Origin of the sequence: Infirmifilum sp. NZ (assembly GCF_022693705.1) — an archaeon.
Classification (GTDB): domain Archaea; phylum Thermoproteota; class Thermoprotei; order Thermofilales; family Thermofilaceae; genus Thermofilum.
In genome coordinates this window covers 176356-195864 of sequence record NZ_CP094288.1, presented here as the reverse complement: position 1 = coordinate 195864, position 19509 = coordinate 176356, and the positions used below count along the sequence as shown (strand labels likewise).

General features: G+C 58.9%; 25 protein-coding genes and 1 tRNA gene. 12 read left to right on the top strand and 14 right to left on the bottom strand.

All coding sequences use genetic code 11. The features are described from left to right. Positions 1 to 11: 11 nt before the first annotated feature. The 3 genes from MOV14_RS01070 (at position 12) to MOV14_RS01060 (ending at position 1907) form a co-directional block, all read left to right on the top strand. Positions 12 to 85, top strand: a tRNA-Gln gene (locus MOV14_RS01070). Between the two features lie 60 nt (positions 86 to 145). Further along, complete coding sequence (locus MOV14_RS01065; protein ID WP_318537382.1) at positions 146 to 550, top strand: CBS domain-containing protein; 405 nt, start codon at positions 146 to 148, stop codon at positions 548 to 550. Positions 551 to 599: 49 nt separating this feature from the next. Beyond that, on the top strand, positions 600 to 1907 hold the full coding sequence (locus MOV14_RS01060; RefSeq protein WP_318537381.1) for an APC family permease: 1308 nt from the start codon (positions 600 to 602) through the stop codon (positions 1905 to 1907). Between the two features lie 2 nt (positions 1908 to 1909). On the opposite strand, the gene MOV14_RS01055 is transcribed toward MOV14_RS01060, so the two are convergent. From MOV14_RS01055 to MOV14_RS01045, 3 genes are all read right to left on the bottom strand, one after another. Further along, positions 1910 to 2311 (bottom strand): nucleotidyltransferase domain-containing protein, encoded by a 402-nt coding sequence (locus MOV14_RS01055; protein ID WP_318537380.1) that lies wholly within the window; start codon positions 2309 to 2311, stop codon positions 1910 to 1912. Positions 2312 to 2504: 193 nt separating this feature from the next. After that, entirely contained in the window at positions 2505 to 2957 is a 453-nt protein-coding gene (locus MOV14_RS01050; protein WP_318537379.1) for a type II toxin-antitoxin system VapC family toxin, read from the bottom strand. Further along, positions 2932 to 3198 (bottom strand): hypothetical protein, encoded by a 267-nt coding sequence (locus MOV14_RS01045; protein ID WP_318537378.1) that lies wholly within the window; start codon positions 3196 to 3198, stop codon positions 2932 to 2934. Before MOV14_RS01045 ends, MOV14_RS01050 begins: the two co-directional genes overlap by 26 nt. 597 nt (positions 3199 to 3795) lie before the next feature. Between MOV14_RS01045 and MOV14_RS01040 the strand changes: the two genes are divergently transcribed. Together MOV14_RS01040 and MOV14_RS01035 are read left to right on the top strand one after the other, a co-directional pair. Continuing rightward, positions 3796 to 4176 (top strand): HEPN domain-containing protein, encoded by a 381-nt coding sequence (locus MOV14_RS01040; RefSeq protein WP_318537377.1) that lies wholly within the window; start codon positions 3796 to 3798, stop codon positions 4174 to 4176. Next, entirely contained in the window at positions 4173 to 4514 is a 342-nt protein-coding gene (locus tag MOV14_RS01035; RefSeq protein WP_318537376.1) for a nucleotidyltransferase domain-containing protein, read from the top strand. Before MOV14_RS01040 ends, MOV14_RS01035 begins: the two co-directional genes overlap by 4 nt. A 123-nt stretch (positions 4515 to 4637) precedes the next feature. Here MOV14_RS01035 and MOV14_RS01030 read toward each other — a convergent pair whose 3' ends face one another. The 9 genes from MOV14_RS01030 to MOV14_RS00990 form a co-directional block, all read right to left on the bottom strand. Further along, entirely contained in the window at positions 4638 to 5057 is a 420-nt protein-coding gene (locus tag MOV14_RS01030; RefSeq protein WP_318537375.1) for a HEPN domain-containing protein, read from the bottom strand. Further along, entirely contained in the window at positions 5050 to 5535 is a 486-nt protein-coding gene (locus tag MOV14_RS01025; protein WP_318537374.1) for a nucleotidyltransferase domain-containing protein, read from the bottom strand. Before MOV14_RS01025 ends, MOV14_RS01030 begins: the two co-directional genes overlap by 8 nt. Before the next feature lie 132 nt (positions 5536 to 5667). After that, a complete protein-coding gene (gene hepT, locus MOV14_RS01020; protein ID WP_318537373.1) occupies positions 5668 to 6096 on the bottom strand; it encodes a type VII toxin-antitoxin system HepT family RNase toxin in 429 nt (142 codons plus the stop codon). Then, positions 6089 to 6490, bottom strand: a complete 402-nt coding sequence (gene mntA / locus MOV14_RS01015; RefSeq protein ID WP_318537372.1) for a type VII toxin-antitoxin system MntA family adenylyltransferase antitoxin — start codon at positions 6488 to 6490, stop codon at positions 6089 to 6091. Before mntA ends, hepT begins: the two co-directional genes overlap by 8 nt. Before the next feature lie 362 nt (positions 6491 to 6852). Beyond that, positions 6853 to 7677, bottom strand: a complete 825-nt coding sequence (locus tag MOV14_RS01010; protein WP_318537371.1) for an alpha/beta hydrolase — start codon at positions 7675 to 7677, stop codon at positions 6853 to 6855. A 32-nt stretch (positions 7678 to 7709) separates the two neighbouring features. Then, positions 7710 to 7907: a hypothetical protein gene (locus MOV14_RS01005; protein WP_318537370.1), complete on the bottom strand. Its 198-nt coding sequence runs from the start codon at positions 7905 to 7907 to the stop codon at positions 7710 to 7712. Positions 7908 to 7982: 75 nt separating this feature from the next. Next, positions 7983 to 9383, bottom strand: coding sequence for a transposase (locus tag MOV14_RS01000; RefSeq protein ID WP_318537369.1), 1401 nt, complete (start codon positions 9381 to 9383; stop codon positions 7983 to 7985). Between the two features lie 329 nt (positions 9384 to 9712). After that, positions 9713 to 10057 carry a hypothetical protein gene (locus MOV14_RS00995; protein ID WP_318537368.1) on the bottom strand — a complete coding sequence of 115 codons (345 nt, stop codon included), beginning with the start codon at positions 10055 to 10057 and terminating at the stop codon, positions 9713 to 9715. Between the two features lie 23 nt (positions 10058 to 10080). Continuing rightward, positions 10081 to 10434: a MarC family protein gene (locus tag MOV14_RS00990; RefSeq protein ID WP_318537367.1), complete on the bottom strand. Its 354-nt coding sequence runs from the start codon at positions 10432 to 10434 to the stop codon at positions 10081 to 10083. Positions 10435 to 10491: 57 nt separating this feature from the next. On the opposite strand from MOV14_RS00990, the gene MOV14_RS00985 reads away from it, so the two are divergent. Both MOV14_RS00985 and MOV14_RS00980 read left to right on the top strand, forming a co-directional pair. Next, the gene (locus MOV14_RS00985; protein WP_318537366.1) at positions 10492 to 12009 is read left to right on the top strand and encodes an MFS transporter; all 1518 of its coding nucleotides are present in this window, start codon (positions 10492 to 10494) and stop codon (positions 12007 to 12009) included. 157 nt (positions 12010 to 12166) lie between these two features. After that, positions 12167 to 13033, top strand: coding sequence for a cation diffusion facilitator family transporter (locus tag MOV14_RS00980; RefSeq protein ID WP_318537365.1), 867 nt, complete (start codon positions 12167 to 12169; stop codon positions 13031 to 13033). 16 nt (positions 13034 to 13049) lie between these two features. Here the strand turns inward: MOV14_RS00980 and pcp are convergent, their stop codons facing one another. Then, positions 13050 to 13667 (bottom strand): pyroglutamyl-peptidase I, encoded by a 618-nt coding sequence (gene pcp / locus MOV14_RS00975; protein ID WP_318537364.1) that lies wholly within the window; start codon positions 13665 to 13667, stop codon positions 13050 to 13052. Between the two features lie 207 nt (positions 13668 to 13874). On the opposite strand from pcp, the gene MOV14_RS00970 reads away from it, so the two are divergent. The 5 genes from MOV14_RS00970 to MOV14_RS00950 are packed head-to-tail and all read left to right on the top strand — an operon-like array spanning position 13875 to position 19329. Continuing rightward, positions 13875 to 15485 (top strand): ABC transporter substrate-binding protein, encoded by a 1611-nt coding sequence (locus MOV14_RS00970; protein ID WP_318537363.1) that lies wholly within the window; start codon positions 13875 to 13877, stop codon positions 15483 to 15485. Between the two features lie 17 nt (positions 15486 to 15502). Next, positions 15503 to 16525 (top strand): ABC transporter permease, encoded by a 1023-nt coding sequence (locus MOV14_RS00965; protein ID WP_318537362.1) that lies wholly within the window; start codon positions 15503 to 15505, stop codon positions 16523 to 16525. Next, positions 16525 to 17406 carry an ABC transporter permease gene (locus MOV14_RS00960; RefSeq protein ID WP_318537361.1) on the top strand — a complete coding sequence of 294 codons (882 nt, stop codon included), beginning with the start codon at positions 16525 to 16527 and terminating at the stop codon, positions 17404 to 17406. The genes MOV14_RS00965 and MOV14_RS00960 overlap by 1 nt, the downstream gene beginning before the upstream one ends. Then, positions 17403 to 18350: an ABC transporter ATP-binding protein gene (locus tag MOV14_RS00955; protein WP_318537360.1), complete on the top strand. Its 948-nt coding sequence runs from the start codon at positions 17403 to 17405 to the stop codon at positions 18348 to 18350. Before MOV14_RS00960 ends, MOV14_RS00955 begins: the two co-directional genes overlap by 4 nt. Continuing rightward, positions 18328 to 19329, top strand: coding sequence for an ABC transporter ATP-binding protein (locus tag MOV14_RS00950; protein WP_318537359.1), 1002 nt, complete (start codon positions 18328 to 18330; stop codon positions 19327 to 19329). Before MOV14_RS00955 ends, MOV14_RS00950 begins: the two co-directional genes overlap by 23 nt. Here MOV14_RS00950 and MOV14_RS00945 read toward each other — a convergent pair. Then, positions 19326 to 19509 (bottom strand): hypothetical protein (locus tag MOV14_RS00945; protein WP_318537358.1); only part of this gene is annotated, 184 nt, incomplete at its 5' end. The genes MOV14_RS00950 and MOV14_RS00945 overlap by 4 nt on opposite strands.

Sequence of the window (19509 nt, the reverse complement as noted above, 5' to 3'; positions counted from 1 at the left end):
TTGTCTGTGGAAGCCCGGTGGTGTAGCGGTCAAGCATGGCGGGCTTTGGACCCGCAGATCCGGGGTTCGAATCCCCGCCGGGCTACTTTTTATCCTTAAACGGCAAAGCTTATATGCGCCTCTGTGGAGCTTATCCTCGAGAGGAATGGAGGTGAAGAAGCTTCTCAGAAGGGAACCCATCGTGGTGGAGCTCGGCACCTCTCTCAGGCAGGCCGCGCAGATTATGGTTCGCGAGGGGGTTGGGCTGCTGCCTATCGTTTCACCGGGGGACAGGAGGAGGGTGCTGGGGGTTATCTCCGAGAGGGATTTCGTGAAGGCTTTCGCTACTCAGCGCGGGCTTGATGACTTGAACGTCGAGGACGTTGGCACCATGGGTGATGTTGTTGCGATCAGGGAGGATGCAAGCGTCGGTGAGGCCGCGCGCCTAATGCTCGAGAGGGGGATCAGGCACCTCGTCGTGGTAGACACTGAGGGCAAGCTCGTGGGCGTGATCTCCATTCGAGACGTTGTTAAGATCGACGAGATGCTCAGGCTAGCGTCCCAGGTTTAACTCGGCTTATTCTCCAAAAGCTTATTTACCTAGCACCTGTGAGGTCAGTGTGTCGTCGCACGGAAGCGAACCCAGGCTTAGAAGGCAGCTCAGCCTCCTGGACGCTGTTTCAGTGGGGCTCGGAGCGATAATCGGCGCAGGAATATTCGTCGTCATAGGGCTCGCAGCAGGGCTCGCGGGTCCTGCGGTCATTCTCTCAGTCATCATCTCAGGAGTGAGCGCCACGTTTACCGCGCTGAGCTTCTGCGAGCTCGGCGCGTCCATACCGAGGGCCGGTGGGGTCTACGAGTACGGTCACACCTTGATCCACCCGCTCGTGGGCTTCGTGATGGGATGGATGTGGGTGAGCGGGAACATCATCCTGGGCGCCACCGCGAGCCTCAGCTTCGGCTTCTACCTTGCGAGCGCTTTCCCGTGGGTGGACCCCAAGCTCGGGGCAGTGCTCCTAATACTATCGGTTACCCTGGTCAACGTCCTGGGCGCGAAGCTCTCCGCTGGAGTCAACAACGTGATAGTGGCTGGGAAAGTCCTCGCATTAATGGTCTTCGTTCTAGTCGGGATTTTCGGAATCAACCCCAGCCACTTCCAGAACTTTATGCCCAGAGGCTTCTTGCCGGTTTTAACGGCGGCCGGGCTGTTCTACTTCGCCTACATCGGCTTTCCCCGCATAAGCACGATGGCTGAGGAAATCGTGAACCCTGAGGAGAACATCCCTAAGGCGATCCTCTTAGCCCTCTACATCTCGATGGCGCTCTACGTCTCTACCGCCGTGGTGGCGGTGGGGCTGGTCGGCTACGAGTCCCTTGCGAGCTCGACGGCACCGATAGCAACCGCCGCGGAGCGCCTCGGAGTCAAGCCGTTGGTTGAGGCTGGAGCGCTTCTAGCCACCTTCAGCGTGACCCTTACTTCCGTGATGGGGCAGTCGAGGGTTTTCTTCGCAATGGCTCGAAACAGGGAGGTCCCCTACAAGCTGGCGAGCGTCCCCGAGCGCCTCGGCACCCCAGTATACTCGATCCTCCTCTCGGGAGCCCTGATGCTCACGCTGGCCCTCAGCATGGACATATCCGGGCTGGCCTCGCTTACGAGCTTCAGCGTCCTCTTCACCCACGTGTTAACCAACATCGCCGCTATCAGGCTCCGCGCAGCCGGCAGGCCGAGGAAAAGCTACTCCCTGAGGGGGGTCCCGGTGCACGCCTACCTAGGGGCATTCCTGAGCCTGGTGCTCTCCCTGAGCCTGGGCCTCGCCACCGTTATGGCAGGGCTCCTGAACATGGCCTTAGCCGTAGCCTGGTACTACTCGTACAAGCTCCTAACCGGCTCCAGGCGGCACCACCTGGCAACTACGGAGCCCGCCTAACATCACTCACCGATTCTCAGAACCCACCCCTCAGCTTCCTTCCTGTAACCCGCACTCTTCAGCGCCGCAAGCCTCTCCCTGAAGCCCCTCAGGGAGATGCCCTCCTTGAGCACGACGCCCTCCTCCAGGGCATCTAGGATGATCGTCGAGGTCGGCATAGCGTTTAAGGCGTCTGCTAGGTTGAAGGCATGAACATCTGCAGGAATCCTGGCGCCCCTGAGCTCTCTCAGCAGCTCTTCAAGCTCAGCCGGGTCGTCGTAGATCACAAGTAAGTCGTAGTCGCTCGCAGGGGTCGACTTCCCTTTAGCTCTAGACCCAAAGAGGACTATAGTCATATTAAACCTGCTGGCAATCTCTCTGAGCTTCTCCCTCTCAATCACCCTTTTCAAGAACCCCCTTAACATATGAGACTGTAACCTCTGTGCAAGCTACCTCACCATTATTCCCATAGTATACTTTTCCATACGAAAAAGGCACTCTTCGACTAGGCTTAATTACCTTATTTTTTTCCCGTAATCTCTGCTTGATTAAGCCGTTCTTAGATCGAGAGAGGCTGTTTAAACCCGGCAAAGGAGAAAAGGTTCACCCTCTTTACGCTCAAATGCAAGTGCTATTCAATCCTTCTTCACGGGCAACTTCATGGAGCTTTTTGTCGGATGTCAGGAAGTGGTCTGCACCCACGTACTTCGCCGATGCCACCTGCAGAGCGTCAGCCTCGTATATTTGATACTTCTCCAGCACTCTCCAAGCGCTAACCACAATTTCGGCTTTAACCGGGACTATCTCCAACAGGTTGAGTTTCACTAGTCTTCGGGTCTCTAGAAGGAACTTCCGTCTAGCCTCGACGTACTCCTCCTTCCCTATCCTCCCAATCCTCTCGGCTTTTCCAAGCGCCCCCAGGACTTCTCCGATGTTCCAAAGGCTTAGGAACAGCTTCACCTCAGCGGAGTAAGCCCTCCTGTACAGCTCCCTGACAAGATCGCTTCCAGGCTCCTGCACATACCTCTTCAGAACGGCGCTGCTGTCAAGGTAGACTGTCTGCCCTCTCATCCCTCATCTCCCTGATCAGAGGACTGACCGGCTCCCGGGGTTTAACAGGGTCAAAGTCCAGCTGGTAGTCTTCCGGTCCCGCTAGCTCCTCCAAGGCTTTACTGACCTGGTCAGCCAGCTCCTCCTTGATGAGCTCCTCGAGAAGAGAGCTGGCCTCGACTCCCTTGGCAGACGCACGCACCTTAAACCTCTCCCAGAGCTCATCCTCTATGTAAATGCTTGTCTTCTTCTTCAGGCGCAACACCAGTCGGTATATACCACATTATACTCATAAGCTTTTCTGTAATTACTGCATCGCTTAATTTTGCTCCTCTCAGTTGCCACAAACGCTACGTCGAGAAACAAATTTGGCCTCAGTGAAGAGAATCCCCGGGAAGCAAGATACCGGTATTGCCTTGCTGGCTTTTCAAGCATAGGTGCGCTTTTCGCTCTTCGATATGCCTAGTTTCCCTATCTGTTCCTGTTCATTCCCAAGGTAGCCTGCACATCCGCTGTCGCTGTCTCTCCGCATTTCTCTCCTTGCCGCCGACATCAAGTATCACCATAAGCGTCAAGGGATGGGTTGCAAGCCCCCCCACACAGAACGCGGCGATCGCTGTGCGTAAAGACGTTATTCGAACACACCCCAAGTAGCGCAGTGGATCCGGGGCTTAGGAAAATCCGGGTCGAGCATGAAGTGAAGAGGATGACGCGAAGCAAAATTGCTCGGTTAGTGTTGAAGTTGCCGATTGCTGCAAGGCCCCTAACGTCCCCCGAGGTTGGGAAGGATTTTATCTCTACTTGAACCCCACTGGCAAAACCTAAAAGTTATAGCAGAGCCTTGTGTATGTACCCTAGCATGAGGTTCGATGAGGTTAGCACCCTCAGGAGGAGGTCTGAGGAATTCTTGCAGCAAGCTGAGGCTTCTCTGCGCAGCGGTGCATACGATGCCGCGGCGTTTTTAGCCGAAATCTCCCTGCAGCTTTACCTGAAGAGCGTCCTTCTTGAGGCCGTTGGAGATTACCCTAGGACCCATAGCATCAGGGTGCTGCTCTCGGAGATATCTAAGCACCTCGGGAGGAAAGATATAGAGGACTTCGTGAGGGCCAACAGGGCCAGGCTGATAGCTTTAGAGGACGCATACTTCACCGCTAGGTACTCAACCAGCCAATTCACCCAGGAGGACGCTGAGGATGCGATAAAGCTGGCTAAAGAGGTCTTAGAGCTGGTGAGGAAATGAGTGTCTCAGAGGTGATGGTTGAGAGGGCTAGAATGCTGAGGGACTGGACAAAGTACGCGGAGGCCATCGCGAGGGCTATTAGAGAGCTTTTGCCTGAGGCGAAAATATACGTTTTCGGTAGCGTCGTCTCAGGAAAAGCTGTCGGCTCCAGCGACGTGGATATACTCGTGGTAGCCCAAGAGCTCCCAAGATCGCACCTCGAAAGGGCAAGGATAAAGGCGCTAGTGGAGGAGAGATGCGGGTTGCCGCACTACCACCCCTTCGAGATACACTTGGTGACCCCAGACGAGGCCGAGCCGTTTTTAAGAAGGGGAAAAGTCATTGAACTATTGATTTGATCCTCTATCGCCTCCTCCAACTATCAGCTTCATTTCGTGCTCCTCACGCGGATCCTCGATCTCGCTTGAAGACTGCCTTGGTACGCTGAGGATTTCAAGGATGCTCCAAGTGGAAGGGGACTGCTAAGGGGGTGGAACAAGCTTCAAGACTATGTCTACGACTTTTCTGGATTCTAAGAGTGCCCTCTGCGCGTAGCTTCGCGTGTAAATCCTCTGAGGCGGTAGGCCTGTCTCCTCGTCGCCGTACATGCTTGGCTCCCTCTCCCTCCTGAGCCACCTTGAGGTGGAGGCTACTTCCTCTATCTCTGCCTGGAACCAGTCGGGGAACCGGTCTCTGTTCTCGATGAGGATCGGGCCCACGTCGTGCCACTTCGGTGGCTCTATCCCAACATACCTTAGGGCCGCCTTCAAGGATAGCTCGACGGCCTCTTGGCACTGCCTTATGCAGTAGGCGTAGCCGCCCTCCTCGAAGGCCCTCTCGGCGGTCTTGATCCTCCTGAGAGCCTCCTCCAGGTAAGCTCTGGCCATCTCAACATTATTCAATCTCTATCACCTCGCCGAAGCGGTACTCCTCCTTGAGCACCCAGTACCACATCTTCCCGATTCTCACCCTCCTAGCTTTCAGCTCCTCAAGCCTCCTCCTCAGGCGCGCCAGGATACCAGCGAAAAAGCCGTCCCTGTCGAAGAGGATGACGGCGTCTTCAACCATGTCCAGGTAGAGCGGTGTCATCTTCGATGCCTCCTCCCTCGACTTAATTATCGGGCTTATGAAGGCGCTGTACCCTTCCTTCCTGAGCTCACTCAGGATGCCCTCTACCTCCTTTTCGGCCTCCTCGAACATCCTGTACCTCAAGTACCTGTCCTCAGGAAGGTTGTCGGCCACGATGAGTATGTCGATGTCGCTGTCTTTCCTCGCCTCCCCTCTAGCAACGGAGCCGTAAACTACGACGCTCACCAAGTCGAAGCGCTTCCTTAGGCTCTCAAGGAGCACGTTGAGGACCTTCTCGTACGGCTGTTGCACGCGGCACACCCGGTAGTGCTTCCTAGGTTCTGAGGTTCGAAACTGTTTCAAAAACTTTGTGAAAAACGGTCAGTGTCCCGGCATCACTTGACACATTTGCTTCCCTTAATGTTGGGAACGCCCTGAAGAGGCTCAGGGGTCTAAGCCTTCCTTTTCTATGTAGTCCAGGAGCTTTCTCATGATCTCCTCCAGCTCCTCCACCCGCCACAGGAGTGAGTAGAGCCTCTCGTGATCCACCTGCGCGTAGACGTGGACAAGTATATTTCGCAGACCTGCCATGGAGGAAAGCCTTTTGCCCTCCTCGAGTGTGAGGACCCCCTGGTCAGCCAGCTCCCTACCGATCTCCTGGTACCTCGACGGCGTCGGCCACCCCTTCTTAGATATTATGAAGCTTCCCACGTCCAGCAGGGCCTCTATAGCCACTTGAAAGTTCCTTTCGGTGGCGTCGATAACCAGAGGGTTGCTGAGAAACTCTTCCTTGCTCATCTCCCTTACCTTAACCAACCGCAGCACAGCCCTCTTAAACCTCTCCACCCTGCCTACCAGGCCTGGGCTAGGCACGTTTGATCGCCTCCAACATCCCCCTAGCCATGGCATCGTAGTGGTACTTAAAGTCCAGGAACTCCATGATCGCCCTAGCCTTATCCTCCGCCAGTAGTGTCTCGTCCCGCACAATCACAACCACCCCCTCCTTGAAGATCTCGTAGCGAAGCGGTGGAGGGGCATCGTCAAGGTCGACTATGTGGACGGGAAACCCAACTTCGGACTCTAGCTCTGCGGAGAGCCTCCCCAGCTCCACCAAATCCGGCTTTATTCGAAACTTCACGGCGAGGTCAACGTCGCTGTCCTCCCGCATTTCCCCCCTCGCCGCGGACCCGAACAATACGGCGTAGATCACGTTACCCTCTCTGAGCAAAACCCTCTTTAGTCCCTCCTTAAGCTCGGCGAGCTCCACCACGAGACCTGTTCCAAAAACCTTAATATAACGGTATTGATACAAGGCGCAATTTCAGCAACCGGTAGGGCTCAAGGTAAGCGCTCCTAACTCTCCCTAAACTTGCACGAGCGCGCGAGAGGGCACTTCACGCACGCCGGGTGCAGGCAACGGGGACAGGAGCGTACCCTACCCTCTTCAGGTCGCGGAGTATTATGAGGAGGAGATCGACCTTTTCACGAGGCAGCCCCGTCTTCTCCCTCAGCGCATTAGCATCCAGGGGCGGTGGTCGCGTATCGCTCCAAGTACTCTTTCCAAGTCCTCCCCGAAGTTGGCTCCCATAATCAACAGTTCAATAACCAGGCTAAAAAAGCGTGTGTTTTCTAGAGGTGCTCTTCGAGCCACCTAGCTATGTCGTCCGCCACCGTACGCCACTGGGACTCGTTAAGGATCTCGTGCTTTAGGCCCTCGTACAACCTGAGGGTTTTGTCGGCGACTCGAAGCTTCTCGTAGAGCCTTTGAGACGCGCTTGGAGGCACAAGGCAGTCCTCCTTTCCGTGGAGCACGAGGGCAGGGCATTTGATGGATTCTACGCTCCTCCAAGCCTGGGACACGCCTCTCCCGAACTCCACCAGCAACCTCACAGTGGGGTCCTTAAAAACCAGGGGGTCGCTGAGGTAGCGCTTGACAACCTCCTCGTCGTGTGTAAGGCACTCGGTGCTCACTGGGAGCGGGAGCCTCTTCCTGGGCGAGAACATTCCTAGAACGCTGAGCAGCATCCTTTGGGTGAAAGTCGTCCTGACCTCTAGGGCGGCTCCGCTCGTAACGAGCCCCCTTAGCTCCTCAACAAGGGACCCGGCGACGTGGACTGCTATGAGCCCGCCCATGCTGTGCCCGAAGAGGAACACTCGGGGGATCCTAGCTTCCTCCTTCACGTAGCTGATGAAGGAGATCGTGTCGCGTACGAAGTCGTTGAAGGATTCGACGTACCCTCTCTCGCTCTTCGACAGGCCGTGGCCGCGGAGATCGTACATGTAGAGCGAGAACCCCTTTTCGGCGAGGTAAGCGCCGAAGTGCTCGTACCTCCCGCTGTGCTCCGCGAACCCGTGAACCCCAACGACAACGGCCTTCGAAGCCTCTCGTGGCCGCCAAGCCCGAACGACCGTTTCTAGCCCGCTGCTAAAGCGGACAGGCTTTTCGTCCGCCATCGCGCTTACAGCGTTAGGCTGAGAAATATTCTTTACCTTGCGAAAAGCCCCCACTCTAAAAGGGCTGAGTGGATCATCTCAGCGCTGATGGCCGCGCCTGGCTCATCCACCCCTTCACTGATCCGGGGCCCCCTCTTCGGGGTACTCATGGGCTCCGCGCCTTCGGACCGCCCCGCCAGCTTGCTTGGGCTGTGCGGCGGGGCTTTAGCCTCGGCGCCTCTCAGCCTCATCGCGCCGCGCGCGGCACCCGGCGGGCGGCCTGTAGGCCGTGCCGGGAACTGGGGCCGGGGCCTGGTGGCCTGCCTCTAGTGCACTGGCCTGTCTCTTGTGCCGTGGGTCGGGGCTCTGGGGTGCTGGCTGAGCCAGCTCTGCAACGCCTCGAGTTGCTCCTCCGCTTTGAGGATTTTTCCGAGAAGGAGCTTTGTGGCGTTGAACGCTGCGGCCCAGTCCCTGGTCCACTCCAAGCCACATTTAGGGCATCGGTAGTAGCGCTTCCTCACCTCCACGCCCCACGAGCCGCAGACGGGGCACCGCTTGCCACTGACATTGTTCTCCGGCTGGAACCACTTGGCGCCCTCGTACCAGGCCATGTTCTCCAGTCTGCTCGCCACTCTGAGCAGCGTCCTCTGTAGCTCTGAGCCCCTGAGGGACTCGGCCCGGGGCACGTCCGCTACGATGACGACGAGGTAGCCTTGGTCCCTGAGCTTTCTAACCAGGCTCCTAACCTCCCTGAGCACGCCTCTGACCCAATCGTCGTTGAGCTTCCTCACCTTCCTGAGGGCCTGACTAGCTATGCGCTCAGCCCTCTCGGGGGTCAGGTTCACCTTCGCCCTCAGCCTCTCAGCGAGCCGCAGCGCCTCCTCCACAGCGTAGCCCGTTCTCCGCAGCTCTTTTATGTCCCTCTCTTGCCTGAACCTCTCTACGGTCTCACTCCAGCTCTTAACCTCGGAGTAGCTAGTCATCAAGGCGGCGAGGAGCCTCAGCAACGTGGCGTTTGGCGGCTTGAAGACGCGCTGAGCCACCAGCCTGGCTTCGCTGTCGAAGGCGAAGGCCATCAGGTAGAGCCCGTGGCTCGAGTTCACGTCCAACGCTATGACGGCCAGCTTATTGTTGCCGTCCCACCACGCCCGCCTAACCTTGCGGTGCGCCACTAGCCTCAGCCTACCTCTCGCCGTTAGCTGCAAGGTCAGCTTAACGTCGCCAAACCTCTGTACGTCCTCTAGCACCGCTTTGACCAGCGATGGCCTCAGCCTTACGCTGAGGTTCACACTGGGAACGCGGAGCTCGCCTCTAGAGGCGTCAAGCACCACTACAGCAGCGGTGTTGCCGTGAAGCCTCTCGCCACTGTTAACCACCCTGACCAGTAGCGGCATCGGCGGAGGCATGAACCTGCTCCGCCTCTTAGACTTCCCCCTGGCCTCCGCGACCATGTTTCGCCACTCCGTGGCGTACCAGAAGAGGTTCTTTGGCAACCCCGCAATCTTTGAAGCCTCCCCGATCAGCTCTTCGCTGAACCTCTCAGGCTCCTCCCTGAAGGCCTCGCCGTGCCTCTCCTCGAGGCTCCTGCACGCCTCCCTGACCGCGCTCGACAGCCTCGCGTACAGCCGCTGAAGCCTCAGCCTCTCTTCATTGCTAGTCTTGATCCTCCACACCCTGTAGGCCTCGGCCAGTCCCTCGCCGCTCCCCTCACCATTCCCTCTGCTCACGCTCCCACCTCCAGGGAGCCTGGCGCACTGTGGCCCCGGGTCCTGTCCGCGCTTGAGCCCCGCACATAGATGCGCTACGCGGCCTTATATCCCTGCGCCGAAAATAAACGCCGAAAGTGAAAACACAGCAAACAGGAGCAGACTTTTACTTAGGCAACTAAGCTGGAGGACCACCTGAGTCTGCTGGACTACGGCTTCCTGAAAAGGGAAGCCGCACCCCGCCGGCGTCACCGTCTCGCTCGCTGAGAAGGCTCTGTGGGCGCTCTCGCCTGAGGAGAGTAAAGAGTAGTGAGAGCAAGCTCGCGAGGAGGCGAGGATGTGCTCGCATATCACCACGGTGATGCTCTACAGAAGGCAGATGAGGCTCCGCGTCGAATAAACCTTAAGGCAACCTCGCCGCAGGCCAGCCCCTCAGGGCTGTAGCCGAGCAACAAGAGGAGACCGCAGGTTCTCTCCGTCAGGTAGACGTAACTCACGTCGCCGACCACAGCCTCCTTGACGAAGCCCGCTGAGCGGAGCCTCTCGAGGGCGCTGGCTGTGTGCCTGATGTTCCTCGTGGCGAAGGTCCTGCTGACTGGCTTAGGCTCGCGCAGGCGCCAGAGCGTCCTAGCGAGGCCTGTCAGCTCAAGCCACCCCGCGGCACTCTCCCACACCTCGGCGCTGACCTCGACCATCACCGCTAGACGTGAGAAGGGAATTATAGGCGTTCACACAGGCTGTGGCTAATAGTAGCCGTGGAGGCGTGTAGGCGTTGCTCGAACACCTTCCCACAACCCCACTCCAAGCTCTCGGGAGCAAGGGAAGGCGAATCGAGCACGGGAGGAAACAAGGGAAAAGTTAAAAAATACAATTGCTCCCCCAAGACGGCGAAGACCGCCGTGAGAGCGGCGGCGTAAAGGCTTGCCCTCCGCACGGCTACAGCCTTCTCATCCTTGCCCCTATCACCCATCAGGCTCATAAAAGTCGGTATCACGCTGATCGGGTTTAGCACGGCGTAGAGCTGGAACCCCAGCAAAGCGACGTTTACAGTCACCTGCGCTAAGTCTGCCACGCTTCTTCCCTATGGTTCATTGAATAAATTTTTATCCACGTAGAGGTTCCCAAGGCTTTGGCGTTGATCAGCATGGCTCAGAGTTCAGCGGACCATCCCACAGACCCGTCTAAGTACCTCTGGACCGTCCTGTCGGTCACAACCCTAGGAGCATTCATGGCCGGCCTCGATACCCGCATAGTCGTGGTCGGCCTCGACGCGGTTGCCGGCGCGCTGCACGCTGACATAGAGCAAGCCCTCTGGTTCACACAGGCATACATGCTCGGCAGCACGCTCATGTTGCTCCTAGTCGGGAGGCTAGCGGACCTGTACGGGCGGGTAAGGCTGTACCTCGCCGGCTTCGCCGTTTTCACCGTCGGGTCGCTCCTGTCGGGCCTCTCACCGAACCCCTTACTCCTTATCGCTTCACGCTTCGTACAGGGGCTTGGAGGCGGCATCCTCAACACGGTCAGCGCGGCTATCGTCACCGACGCGGCCGCTTACGGGCCTCTAGCGTTCGCCTTGAGCGTGAACTCCCTCGCCTTCAGGCTTGGCTCGATACTCGGGTTGACGCTTGGAGGGCTGATAATAGGGCTCTTCGACTGGCGCCTCATATTCTGGATCAACGTCCCCGTAGGGGTCGCAGCCGTCATCTGGGGGAGGAGAACGCTCAGGGAAATCTACAAGCCCCGGGAGCAGAAGAGCATGGACTGGCTCGGCTTCGCGCTATTCACCGTTTTCACCTTCTCAATCCTGCTGGCGCTGACCTTCGAGGGCTACGGGCTATCCTACCGGAAGATCGCCAACGCCATGTACGCGCTGTCCATGGCGTCTCTAGCGGGCTTCACGCTGTGGGAGCTGAGGCAAAGCCACCCGCTACTGGACCTTAGGCTCTTCAAGGTCTGGAGCTTCACGGGCGGCGTAGTCGCGCAGTTCCTGAACGCAGTGGCCTTCGGCTCAGTGATGCTTCTCCTGACCCTATACTTCGAGGTCGCTAAGAGCATGTCTCCGTCAGAAACGGGCCTCCTCCTGATGCCATTCGAGCTCTCATTCCTAGCCTTCAGCCTCATCAGCGGCAAGCTCTCGGACAAGTACGGCTACGTGGGCTTCGCGATACTAGGCCTCTTTGTAGGAAGCCTTGCGCTCCTCGTGCTTTCAAGCATAAGCCTCTCCACCCCCTACTGGCAGGTGGCGCTTGGCTCCGCTTTGCTGGGAGCGGGCAACGGGCTCTTCATGTCGCCGAACACCAGCGCGATCATGTCGTCGGTCCCAGAGGAAAGGAGGGGCGTAGCCTCCGCCCTCAGAAACGTCCTCTTCAACCTGGGCATGACGCTCAGCCTCAACATCTCCGTGCTCCTCCTCTCCAGCAGGCTATCCTACGACCTCATAACGAAGCTACTGCTCGGCGCGGAGCTCGACGAGGCGCAGCTGGCCGCAGGTAGAAGCTCGCTCGCGCTGGCTTTGGGTGAGGCCTTCAGAGTCCTAGCCCTTGTTAACCTCAGCGCCGCGGTTTTCTCAGTTAGCAGGGTTCGGGGCAAACGGGTGTTAAATTTTAAAACGCCAGAATATGGCGGTCTCACATGTCCTGGATCATAAATCCACTATTCTCGCTTAGTATCGGCATTCATCATTTTAGCCATGGGAAAATGCAAGTCCCCAAGCATATCAAGCTACAACAGGTTACTCGAGAGGGATTATCTGTCTTTAAGGCGTAAAGTTTTAACCGTTATTTTCTCTAAGCAGAATCTCGTAGGTGTCCACTTTGCAGGCCGGGCGTGTCAAGCGTGTACTGATTTTCTCTTCAATTGGAAACGCGGCGGTCAGTCTGCTGAAGATCCTCGGGGGCCTTGTCTCAGGCAGCACCGCTCTCCTGGCTGACGGGAGCGACTCCGTGCTCAACGTTGCGAGCGCCGCCATCGCCTACCGCTACTACACCAGGAGCATGAAGCCCCCCGATGCGAAGCACCCCTACGGCCACACGCGCTTCGAGGCTTACGGCTCGATACTCGTGCTCATCCTCATGGCGGTGACCTTCAGCTTCGTCGGCTTCATGGCGGTGGACCGCTTCAGCCACGGAGAGCCTGAGCGAGTAGGCCCCATCGGCATAGCCTTCGCCCTCGTCTCGCTTGCGCTGAACCTCATGGTCTCGAGCCTCCTGAGGGCCTACGGTAAGGGGAGCCAGATAGCGGTGACCGAGTCTAGGCACACGAGCCTCGACGTGCTCGAGGGTGTTACCACGCTCACCGGCGTGACCCTCGGATCGACGCTCTCGGCGTACTACGACTTAGCCGCCACGTTCGTCATCCTTGGCATCGTCGCGTACTTCATTTACGAGACGCTAAGGGAACTGCAAGCACAGGTTGTTGACACCAGCCCTCCCCCGGAGGTCCTCAAGGCCATCGAGGAGGAGGCCCTCAGGGTTCGAGGCGTGAAGGGGGTTCACTCGCTCAGGGCTCGCGCAGTCGGTGGCAGGATATACGCTGACCTGCACCTGGAGGTGAGCCCCCAGCTCTCCGTCGACGAGGCCCACTCGCTGTGCGACCAGGTTGAGAGAAACGTCAGCAAGAGGCTCGGAGGCAACGTAGACTTAACCATCCACGTGGAGCCCTCCAGCGACTAACCCCTGCACCGCACCTCTACTTCTCGCCCCTAAAGGCGGCGATGAGCCGCCTTATGCAGGCCTCGAGCCCCCTCGCGGCCAGAGCTGGCGGCATTGAAGGAACGTTGCCAGTTAAGGCCTGCTCAGGCAGGCTCGGGACGTGCACGAAGCCCACCATAACCTTCAAACCCCTCGTGGCTACATGGTGTAGTGCTGTGAACATCGCGGCGTTGCAGACGAACGTGCCCGCGCTGTTCGAGACCGCGGCCGGGACGGAGGCGCTCTTCATGGCTTCAACGGCCCTCTTCACGGGCACGGTGGCGAAGTACGCGGCGGGGGCTCCTTCCACGACCGGCTCGTCCTCAGGCTTGTAGCCGTCGTTGTCCTCGATCCTGGCGTCCATGACGTTTATCGCAACCCGCTCGACATGCAAGGAGCTGATGCCTGTAGCCTGCCCTGTGAGGAGCAGGAGCGATGGGCTGTGCTCCTCTATCAGGCTTGGGACTAGCTCCCTGACGCGCCTGAAGCTGACAGGGAGCTGCTGCTTCACCACGGGTGCTCCGCCTACCTCGTCCGGGAGGAGCTTCACGGCCTCCCAGGAAGAGTTGACCTTGTCTCCTCCGAACGGCTCAAAGCCGGTAACGAGGACTTTCATACAGAGTTGAGCAGGGGCTAGCTGATTTTAGGCGTTTCGCGGTGAGTAGTATAAAAAGGTGTTCGTCTATCGACTGCAAATTTTTCCAGTTAGAGTGCCCCGCCCCGGTGCTTCCCGTCAATCTTCTTCTATGTCCAAGCCGCTGAATGTTTTTCACTTTTTAATCGTAAAGCCTTAAAAAGGGTGGATTCCACACCCCTCAACGTTATGAAGCTAAAAACACCGCACATAATAGCATTAGCGGTGCTAGCGGTTATCATAGCCGGCGCTGTCGCGTACCTGCTCATGCCTAAGGCTCCGACAATCAAGGCCAAGGACGTCGTGGTCTGGCCCAAGGATGTCCTGGTCATCGGCACCACGGACTCGATACAAACCACCCTTGACCCAGCCGAGGCGTACGACTACCTCGGCGTCAACATAATCCAGAACATGGGCGAGGGGTTGTTCGCCTACGAGCCTGGCACGGCCAGGCTGGTCAACAAGCTCGCGGTGAGCTACACCATTAGCGCCGACCGCAGAGTGTGGGAGATAAAGATCAGGCGGGACGCAAAGTTCCAGGACGGGACCCCGCTGACCGCCCAGGCCGTCGTCTGGTCCTGGAACAGGACGATCACCCTGAACCAGGACCCCGCTTTCCTCATCGCCGACCTGATCGAGAAGGCCGAAGCGGTCTCCGACGACACGATCAGAGTCTACCTCAAGCAGCCCTTCGAGGAGACGTACGTGAAGTCGCTCCTCGCGACCTGGGTCGCGTTCCCCGTTAACCCTAAGACCTCGCCCATGGAGGTGGTGAAGCCGCCCAACACCCTCGACATGATCGGCCCCTACAAGCTCGGGGCCTGGAAACCCGGCGAGTACATCGAGCTCGTAGCTAACCCGAACTACTACGGGGACCCGCCTAAGACCCCAAGGATCATCATCAAGTTCTACAAGGACGCGCAGAGCCTGAGGCTCGCCGTGGAGAACGGCGAAGTCGACATTGCCTTCAGGACTCTCTCCCCCGCCGACGTGAAGGACATAATGGCTAAGGGCCAGCTCCAGGTGATCAGCGGCCCGGGCATCGCGCCGATAAGGTACCTTGTGTTCAACACTGCCAAAGAGCCCTTCAACGACAAGAGGGTGAGGCAAGCCATAGCGTACCTCATCGACAGGAACCAGATAGTCAACACCGTGTTCATGGGGCAGTTCGCGCAGCCGCTCTACAGCATGGTCCCAATAGGCTTCCTCGGCCACAAGGACTCGTTCAAAGAGAGGTACGGTGACAGGCCCAACATCGAGGCCGCTCGAAACCTCCTGTCGCAGGCGGGGTACAGCGAAGCCAACCCGCTCAGGATTGAGCTCTGGTACACCCCAGTCAGGTACACCCCCGCCGAGCCGGACATCGCCGCCATCATCAAGCAGAACCTCGAGGCCAGCGGGATGATTAAAGTCGACCTCAAGAGCGCTGACTGGGCTACGTACAGGAGCCTCTTCAAGGAGGAGAAGATCGCGTGCTGGCTCCTGGGCTGGTTCCCAGACTTCCTCGACTCCGACAACTACATCCGGCCCTTCTACCACTCCGGCGCGAACGGCTGGCTCCACGTCAACTACAAAAACCCGGTGATCGACCAGCTCATCGACCAGCAGGTCCTCCAGCCGACAGAGGAGCGCATAAAGACGCTCGCCCAGATTCAGGACATAGCCGCCGAGGACGCCCCGATAATACCGCTGTGGCAGGAGGGGCAGTTCGCGGTCGCGCAGAAGAACGTCGAGGGGATCGTCCTCGACTACTCGCAGATATTCCGCTACTGGCTTATCTACGCCGAGGTGCAGGGCTAGAGCTTCGGTGCAGCTAAATGGGCCTAAAAGAGTACGTTTTTTCCCGCCTACTACTTACGCCTGTTATGGTTCTCATCCTCCTCTCCATAGTCTTCGTGCTGATGCGCGTCCTCCCAGGAGACCCTGTCACGATGCTGGAGGGCAAGAACATACCTGAGGATGTGCTAGCGAGGCGTAGGGCGGAGCTGGGCTTGAACAAGCCCCTCTACCAGCAGTACGTCGACTACATCTACTCGGTTTTCGTTCGGTTTGACTTGGGCTACACGGCGCTCGAGCGGATACCCGTCTCGTACCTGATCGCGACCCGTTTCCCTGCGACAGTGGAGCTCGCAGTCGCCTCCACGGTTGTCGCCGTGGCGATCGGCGTTGCGCTAGGCGTGCTGACGGCAAGGTACCCCTCGGCGTCTGTGAAGACCCTCGTGAGAGTCTACTCGTCGATCGTGTACTCGATACCGGTCTTCTACATCGGCATGCTGCTCCAGCTCACAGCCTCTAAGGGCTTAGGGCTACCGACCACGGGGAGGCTCTCACCCATAAACCTTTTAGCCCTCGACTCCCTGCCCTACAGAACCGGTTTCGTCGTTGTGGACTCGATTCTGGCCGGCCGACCTGACATAATCCTCGACTTCCTGGCTCACTTGACGCTCCCCGCCTTGGCCCTCGGGCTGTACCTCTCCGGCGTCTTCACGCGAGTAACCTACCTGGCCGTCGAGGAGTCAATGTCCCAGGAGTACGTGCGGGCGGCCAGGTCTCGCGGAATAAGGGAGTGGGGTGTCGTGCTGAGGTACGGGTTGAGGAACGCGATGATACCCCTCCTCACCATGGGGGGCCTGCAGGTCGCCGCGTTGCTCGGTGGCGCGGTGCTCACCGAGACCACGTTCAACTGGGACGGTCTCGGCCTCCTCGTCTACGAGGGCATCCTGAAGAGAGACTACGCGATCGTGCAGGGCACGGTAACGATATACGCCGTGATAGTGGCCCTAGTGAGCCTGCTCGTTGACATAGCCTACGCCTACGTTGACCCGAGGGTGAGGTACTAGTGAGGCGGCCCAGAGGCTTCGGGGAGTGGAGCCTGCTAGTCGGAGGCCTGCTGACGTTGCTGTTCGTCTCCCCTGCTGTAGCGGGGTCGCTCGTGTCCTTCGGCAACGCGACCGAAAGCTTCGTGGTCGTGGACGGGAAGAGGGTGGAAGTACCGCCGCTAATGCCCCCTGGCTTCGTGCTCGAGGTTGAGGGGAGGAGGATCGTGTTCCCGATGGGGACGGATCAGCTGGGCAGGGACGTCTTCGCGCGGGTTGTCGGCGGCGTTAGGTTCGTTTTAACGATAGCCTTCCTGTCCACGGCGATCTCCGCTGCGATCGGCGTGCTGCTCGGTCTGCTCGCAGGCTATATAGGCGGGCTCTTCGACCGCGCCGTCAGCCTCGTCATGGACAGCATGTACGCTCTCCCGGGCCTTATCCTGGCAATCGCCATAGCGGCTCTGCTCGGAGTTGGCGTGCTGAACATCTCCGTCGCCATAGCAGTCGTGTACATTCCGAGCTACTATCGGATGGTCAGGGGCGTCGTCCTCTCGCTCAAGTCCTCGCCATTCGTCGAAGCGGCCAGAGTTGCCGGCGCGGGCCCCCTCGCCATCGTCACTAAGCACATACTCCCAAACACCCTGCCCGCCATAGTCTCCCTCCTGCCGATAAGCTTCGCAGACGCGATCATAACGGAGGCCGGCTTGACGTTCCTCGGATTAGGCGTGGAGCCGCCCACCCCCGACTGGGGCTTTGACCTCAACAAGGGGAGGCAGTTTTTCCTGGCAGGCTACTGGTGGATCGGCTTGTTCCCAGGCCTCATGATCATCCTAAGCGTACTAGGCTTCCTGATGCTGGGCGAAGGCCTTAACGAGATCCTGAACCCCAGGAGGGTGGAAGCATGAGCCTGCTGGAGGTTAAAGACCTAAAGGTCTCCTACAGGACCCGCAGGGGGAGACTGGAGGCTCTGAGCAGCGTGTCGCTGAGCGTCGAAGAGGGGGAGGTTATGGGGATCGTCGGGGAGAGCGGCTCGGGTAAGAGCACGCTGGGGCTGACGGTGATACGCCTGCTACCGGGGAACGCGGTGGTGGAGGGCGGCTCTGTGTACTTCAACGGGATAGACCTCCTGGGGATGAGGGAGGAGGAACTGAGGAGGATACGCGGGCGGGTGATAAGCATGGTTTTCCAGGACCCCTACGCCAGCCTGAACCCGGTGATGAGGATTGGTGAGCACTTCGTGGAGCTGTTCACGGAGCACGGTGCCGCGGGTAGCGAGGAAGAGGCCCTGCGCGCGGCCGGCGAGATACTCGAGAGGATGGGCGTCCCCAGGGAGAGGCTGAACGACTACCCCCACCAGCTGAGCGGTGGGCAGAGGCAGAGAGTTGCCATCGGCCTTGCTCTAGCCTTGAAGCCTCGGCTGGTCATAGCCGACGAGATAACAACCGCGCTAGACGCCCTCGTGGAGGCGCAGATCGTGGAGCTTCTGAAGGAGATTAAATCCTCCTTCAAGACCTCAATGCTCTTCATAACGCACAACATGGGCCTCGTCGCCGAGCTGGCTGACCGCGTCGCGGTGATGTACGCTGGCAAGGTTGTGGAGTCCGGCAGGGTCGATGAGGTGGTGAGGGAGCCACTACACCCCTACACGAGGGCCCTCCTTAGCTCTGTGCCGAGAGTGGGCGGCTCAAAGGACATCAAGCCCATACCCGGTGAGCCGCCGGACATGCACCGCCCTCCCCCAGGTTGCCGCTTCCACCCGAGGTGTCCCTTCGCCTCCGAGAGGTGCCGGAGGGAGGAGCCGGCTGTGAAAAGCTTGGGTGATAGGTATGTCGCGTGCCACCTCTGGTAAGGAGCTACTGAGGGTTGAGGACCTGAAGGTCTACTACCCCCTGAGGAGGACGCTCGGCGAGATGCTCTCGGGGAAGAGGAAGTACCTGAGAGCAGTCGACGGCGTTAGCTTCTCGGTGATGGACGGCGAGGCTCTGGCTCTCGTCGGTGAGAGCGGCTCAGGCAAGACGACTGTGGCAAGAGCCATATTGGGGCTCGTAGAGCCCACGGCCGGGAGGGTCGTCTACAACGGCTATGACGTGACCACGCTTAGAGGCAAGGAACTCTCACACTTCAGGCGCAGCGTGCAGATGGTTTTCCAGGATCCGAGCGTCAGCCTCAACCCCAGGATGAAGGTGGGGGATCAGGTGAAATTCCCGCTGGACGTGAACAGGATCGGAAGCAGGGATGAGCGGAGGAATCTGGTCCTCGAGGCCCTGAGGCGGGTGGGCCTCGTGCCCCCCGAGGACTTCTACGACAGGTACCCCCACCAGCTTAGCGGAGGCCAGAGGCAGAGAGTTGCCATCGCGAGGGCCCTAGTGCTGAGGCCGAAGCTCCTCATCGCCGACGAGCCTATATCCAACATCGACGTCTCCGCTAGGGCCCAGATCCTCTCCCTGCTGAGGGAGCTCCGCGGAGAGCTAGGGCTCTCGCTCATCTACATCACGCACGACCTCTCCTCCGCGTGGGCCATCGCAGACAAAGTTGCGGTCATGTACCTAGGTAAGATCGTGGAGTACGGGGGCGTCGAAGAGGTCTTCGGGAGGCCCTTGCACCCCTACACGAGGGCCCTTCTGAGCGCTGTCCCGCAGCTACTCCCTGAGCACAGGCTCCGGGAAAAGGTGACGCTGAGGGGGGAGGTTCCTAATGCCGTCAACATACCCAGCGGCTGCAGACTACACCCGCGCTGCCCGTTCGCGACGCAGAGGTGCAGGGTAGAGGAGCCCCCGTTCGCCGATGCAGGCGGAGGGCACCTGGTCGCCTGCCACCTTCACGGCTAGAACACGAAAATCGTCCCCACGCCCACGATCCGCGAGTACAGGACGAGGACTAGCGCCAGGTACCAAGGAGCAAGCGCCACCGCGAATGTTTTGAAGTCGTATAGCCCCTTGTAGGCGAGGTAGAGGACTATCGTTATTGAGGCTAGGAGCAGGTAGAAGAAGAGGTGGAACGTCAGCTTC

Coding starts and splice junctions, on each gene's coding strand:
- MOV14_RS01065 (WP_318537382.1), top strand. CDS start 146: ATGGAGGTGAAGAAGCTTCTCAGAAGGGAACCCATCGTGGTGGAGCTC.
- MOV14_RS01055 (WP_318537380.1), bottom strand. CDS start 2,311: ATGTTAAGGGGGTTCTTGAAAAGGGTGATTGAGAGGGAGAAGCTCAGA.
- MOV14_RS01050 (WP_318537379.1), bottom strand. CDS start 2,957: ATGAGAGGGCAGACAGTCTACCTTGACAGCAGCGCCGTTCTGAAGAGG.
- MOV14_RS01040 (WP_318537377.1), top strand. CDS start 3,796: ATGAGGTTCGATGAGGTTAGCACCCTCAGGAGGAGGTCTGAGGAATTC.
- MOV14_RS01035 (WP_318537376.1), top strand. CDS start 4,173: ATGAGTGTCTCAGAGGTGATGGTTGAGAGGGCTAGAATGCTGAGGGAC.
- MOV14_RS01010 (WP_318537371.1), bottom strand. CDS start 7,677: ATGGCGGACGAAAAGCCTGTCCGCTTTAGCAGCGGGCTAGAAACGGTC.
- MOV14_RS01005 (WP_318537370.1), bottom strand. CDS start 7,907: ATGAGGCTGAGAGGCGCCGAGGCTAAAGCCCCGCCGCACAGCCCAAGC.
- MOV14_RS00995 (WP_318537368.1), bottom strand. CDS start 10,057: ATGGTCGAGGTCAGCGCCGAGGTGTGGGAGAGTGCCGCGGGGTGGCTT.
- pcp (WP_318537364.1), bottom strand. CDS start 13,667: ATGAAAGTCCTCGTTACCGGCTTTGAGCCGTTCGGAGGAGACAAGGTC.
- MOV14_RS00970 (WP_318537363.1), top strand. CDS start 13,875: ATGAAGCTAAAAACACCGCACATAATAGCATTAGCGGTGCTAGCGGTT.
- MOV14_RS00965 (WP_318537362.1), top strand. CDS start 15,503: ATGGGCCTAAAAGAGTACGTTTTTTCCCGCCTACTACTTACGCCTGTT.
- MOV14_RS00955 (WP_318537360.1), top strand. CDS start 17,403: ATGAGCCTGCTGGAGGTTAAAGACCTAAAGGTCTCCTACAGGACCCGC.
- MOV14_RS00950 (WP_318537359.1), top strand. CDS start 18,328: ATGTCGCGTGCCACCTCTGGTAAGGAGCTACTGAGGGTTGAGGACCTG.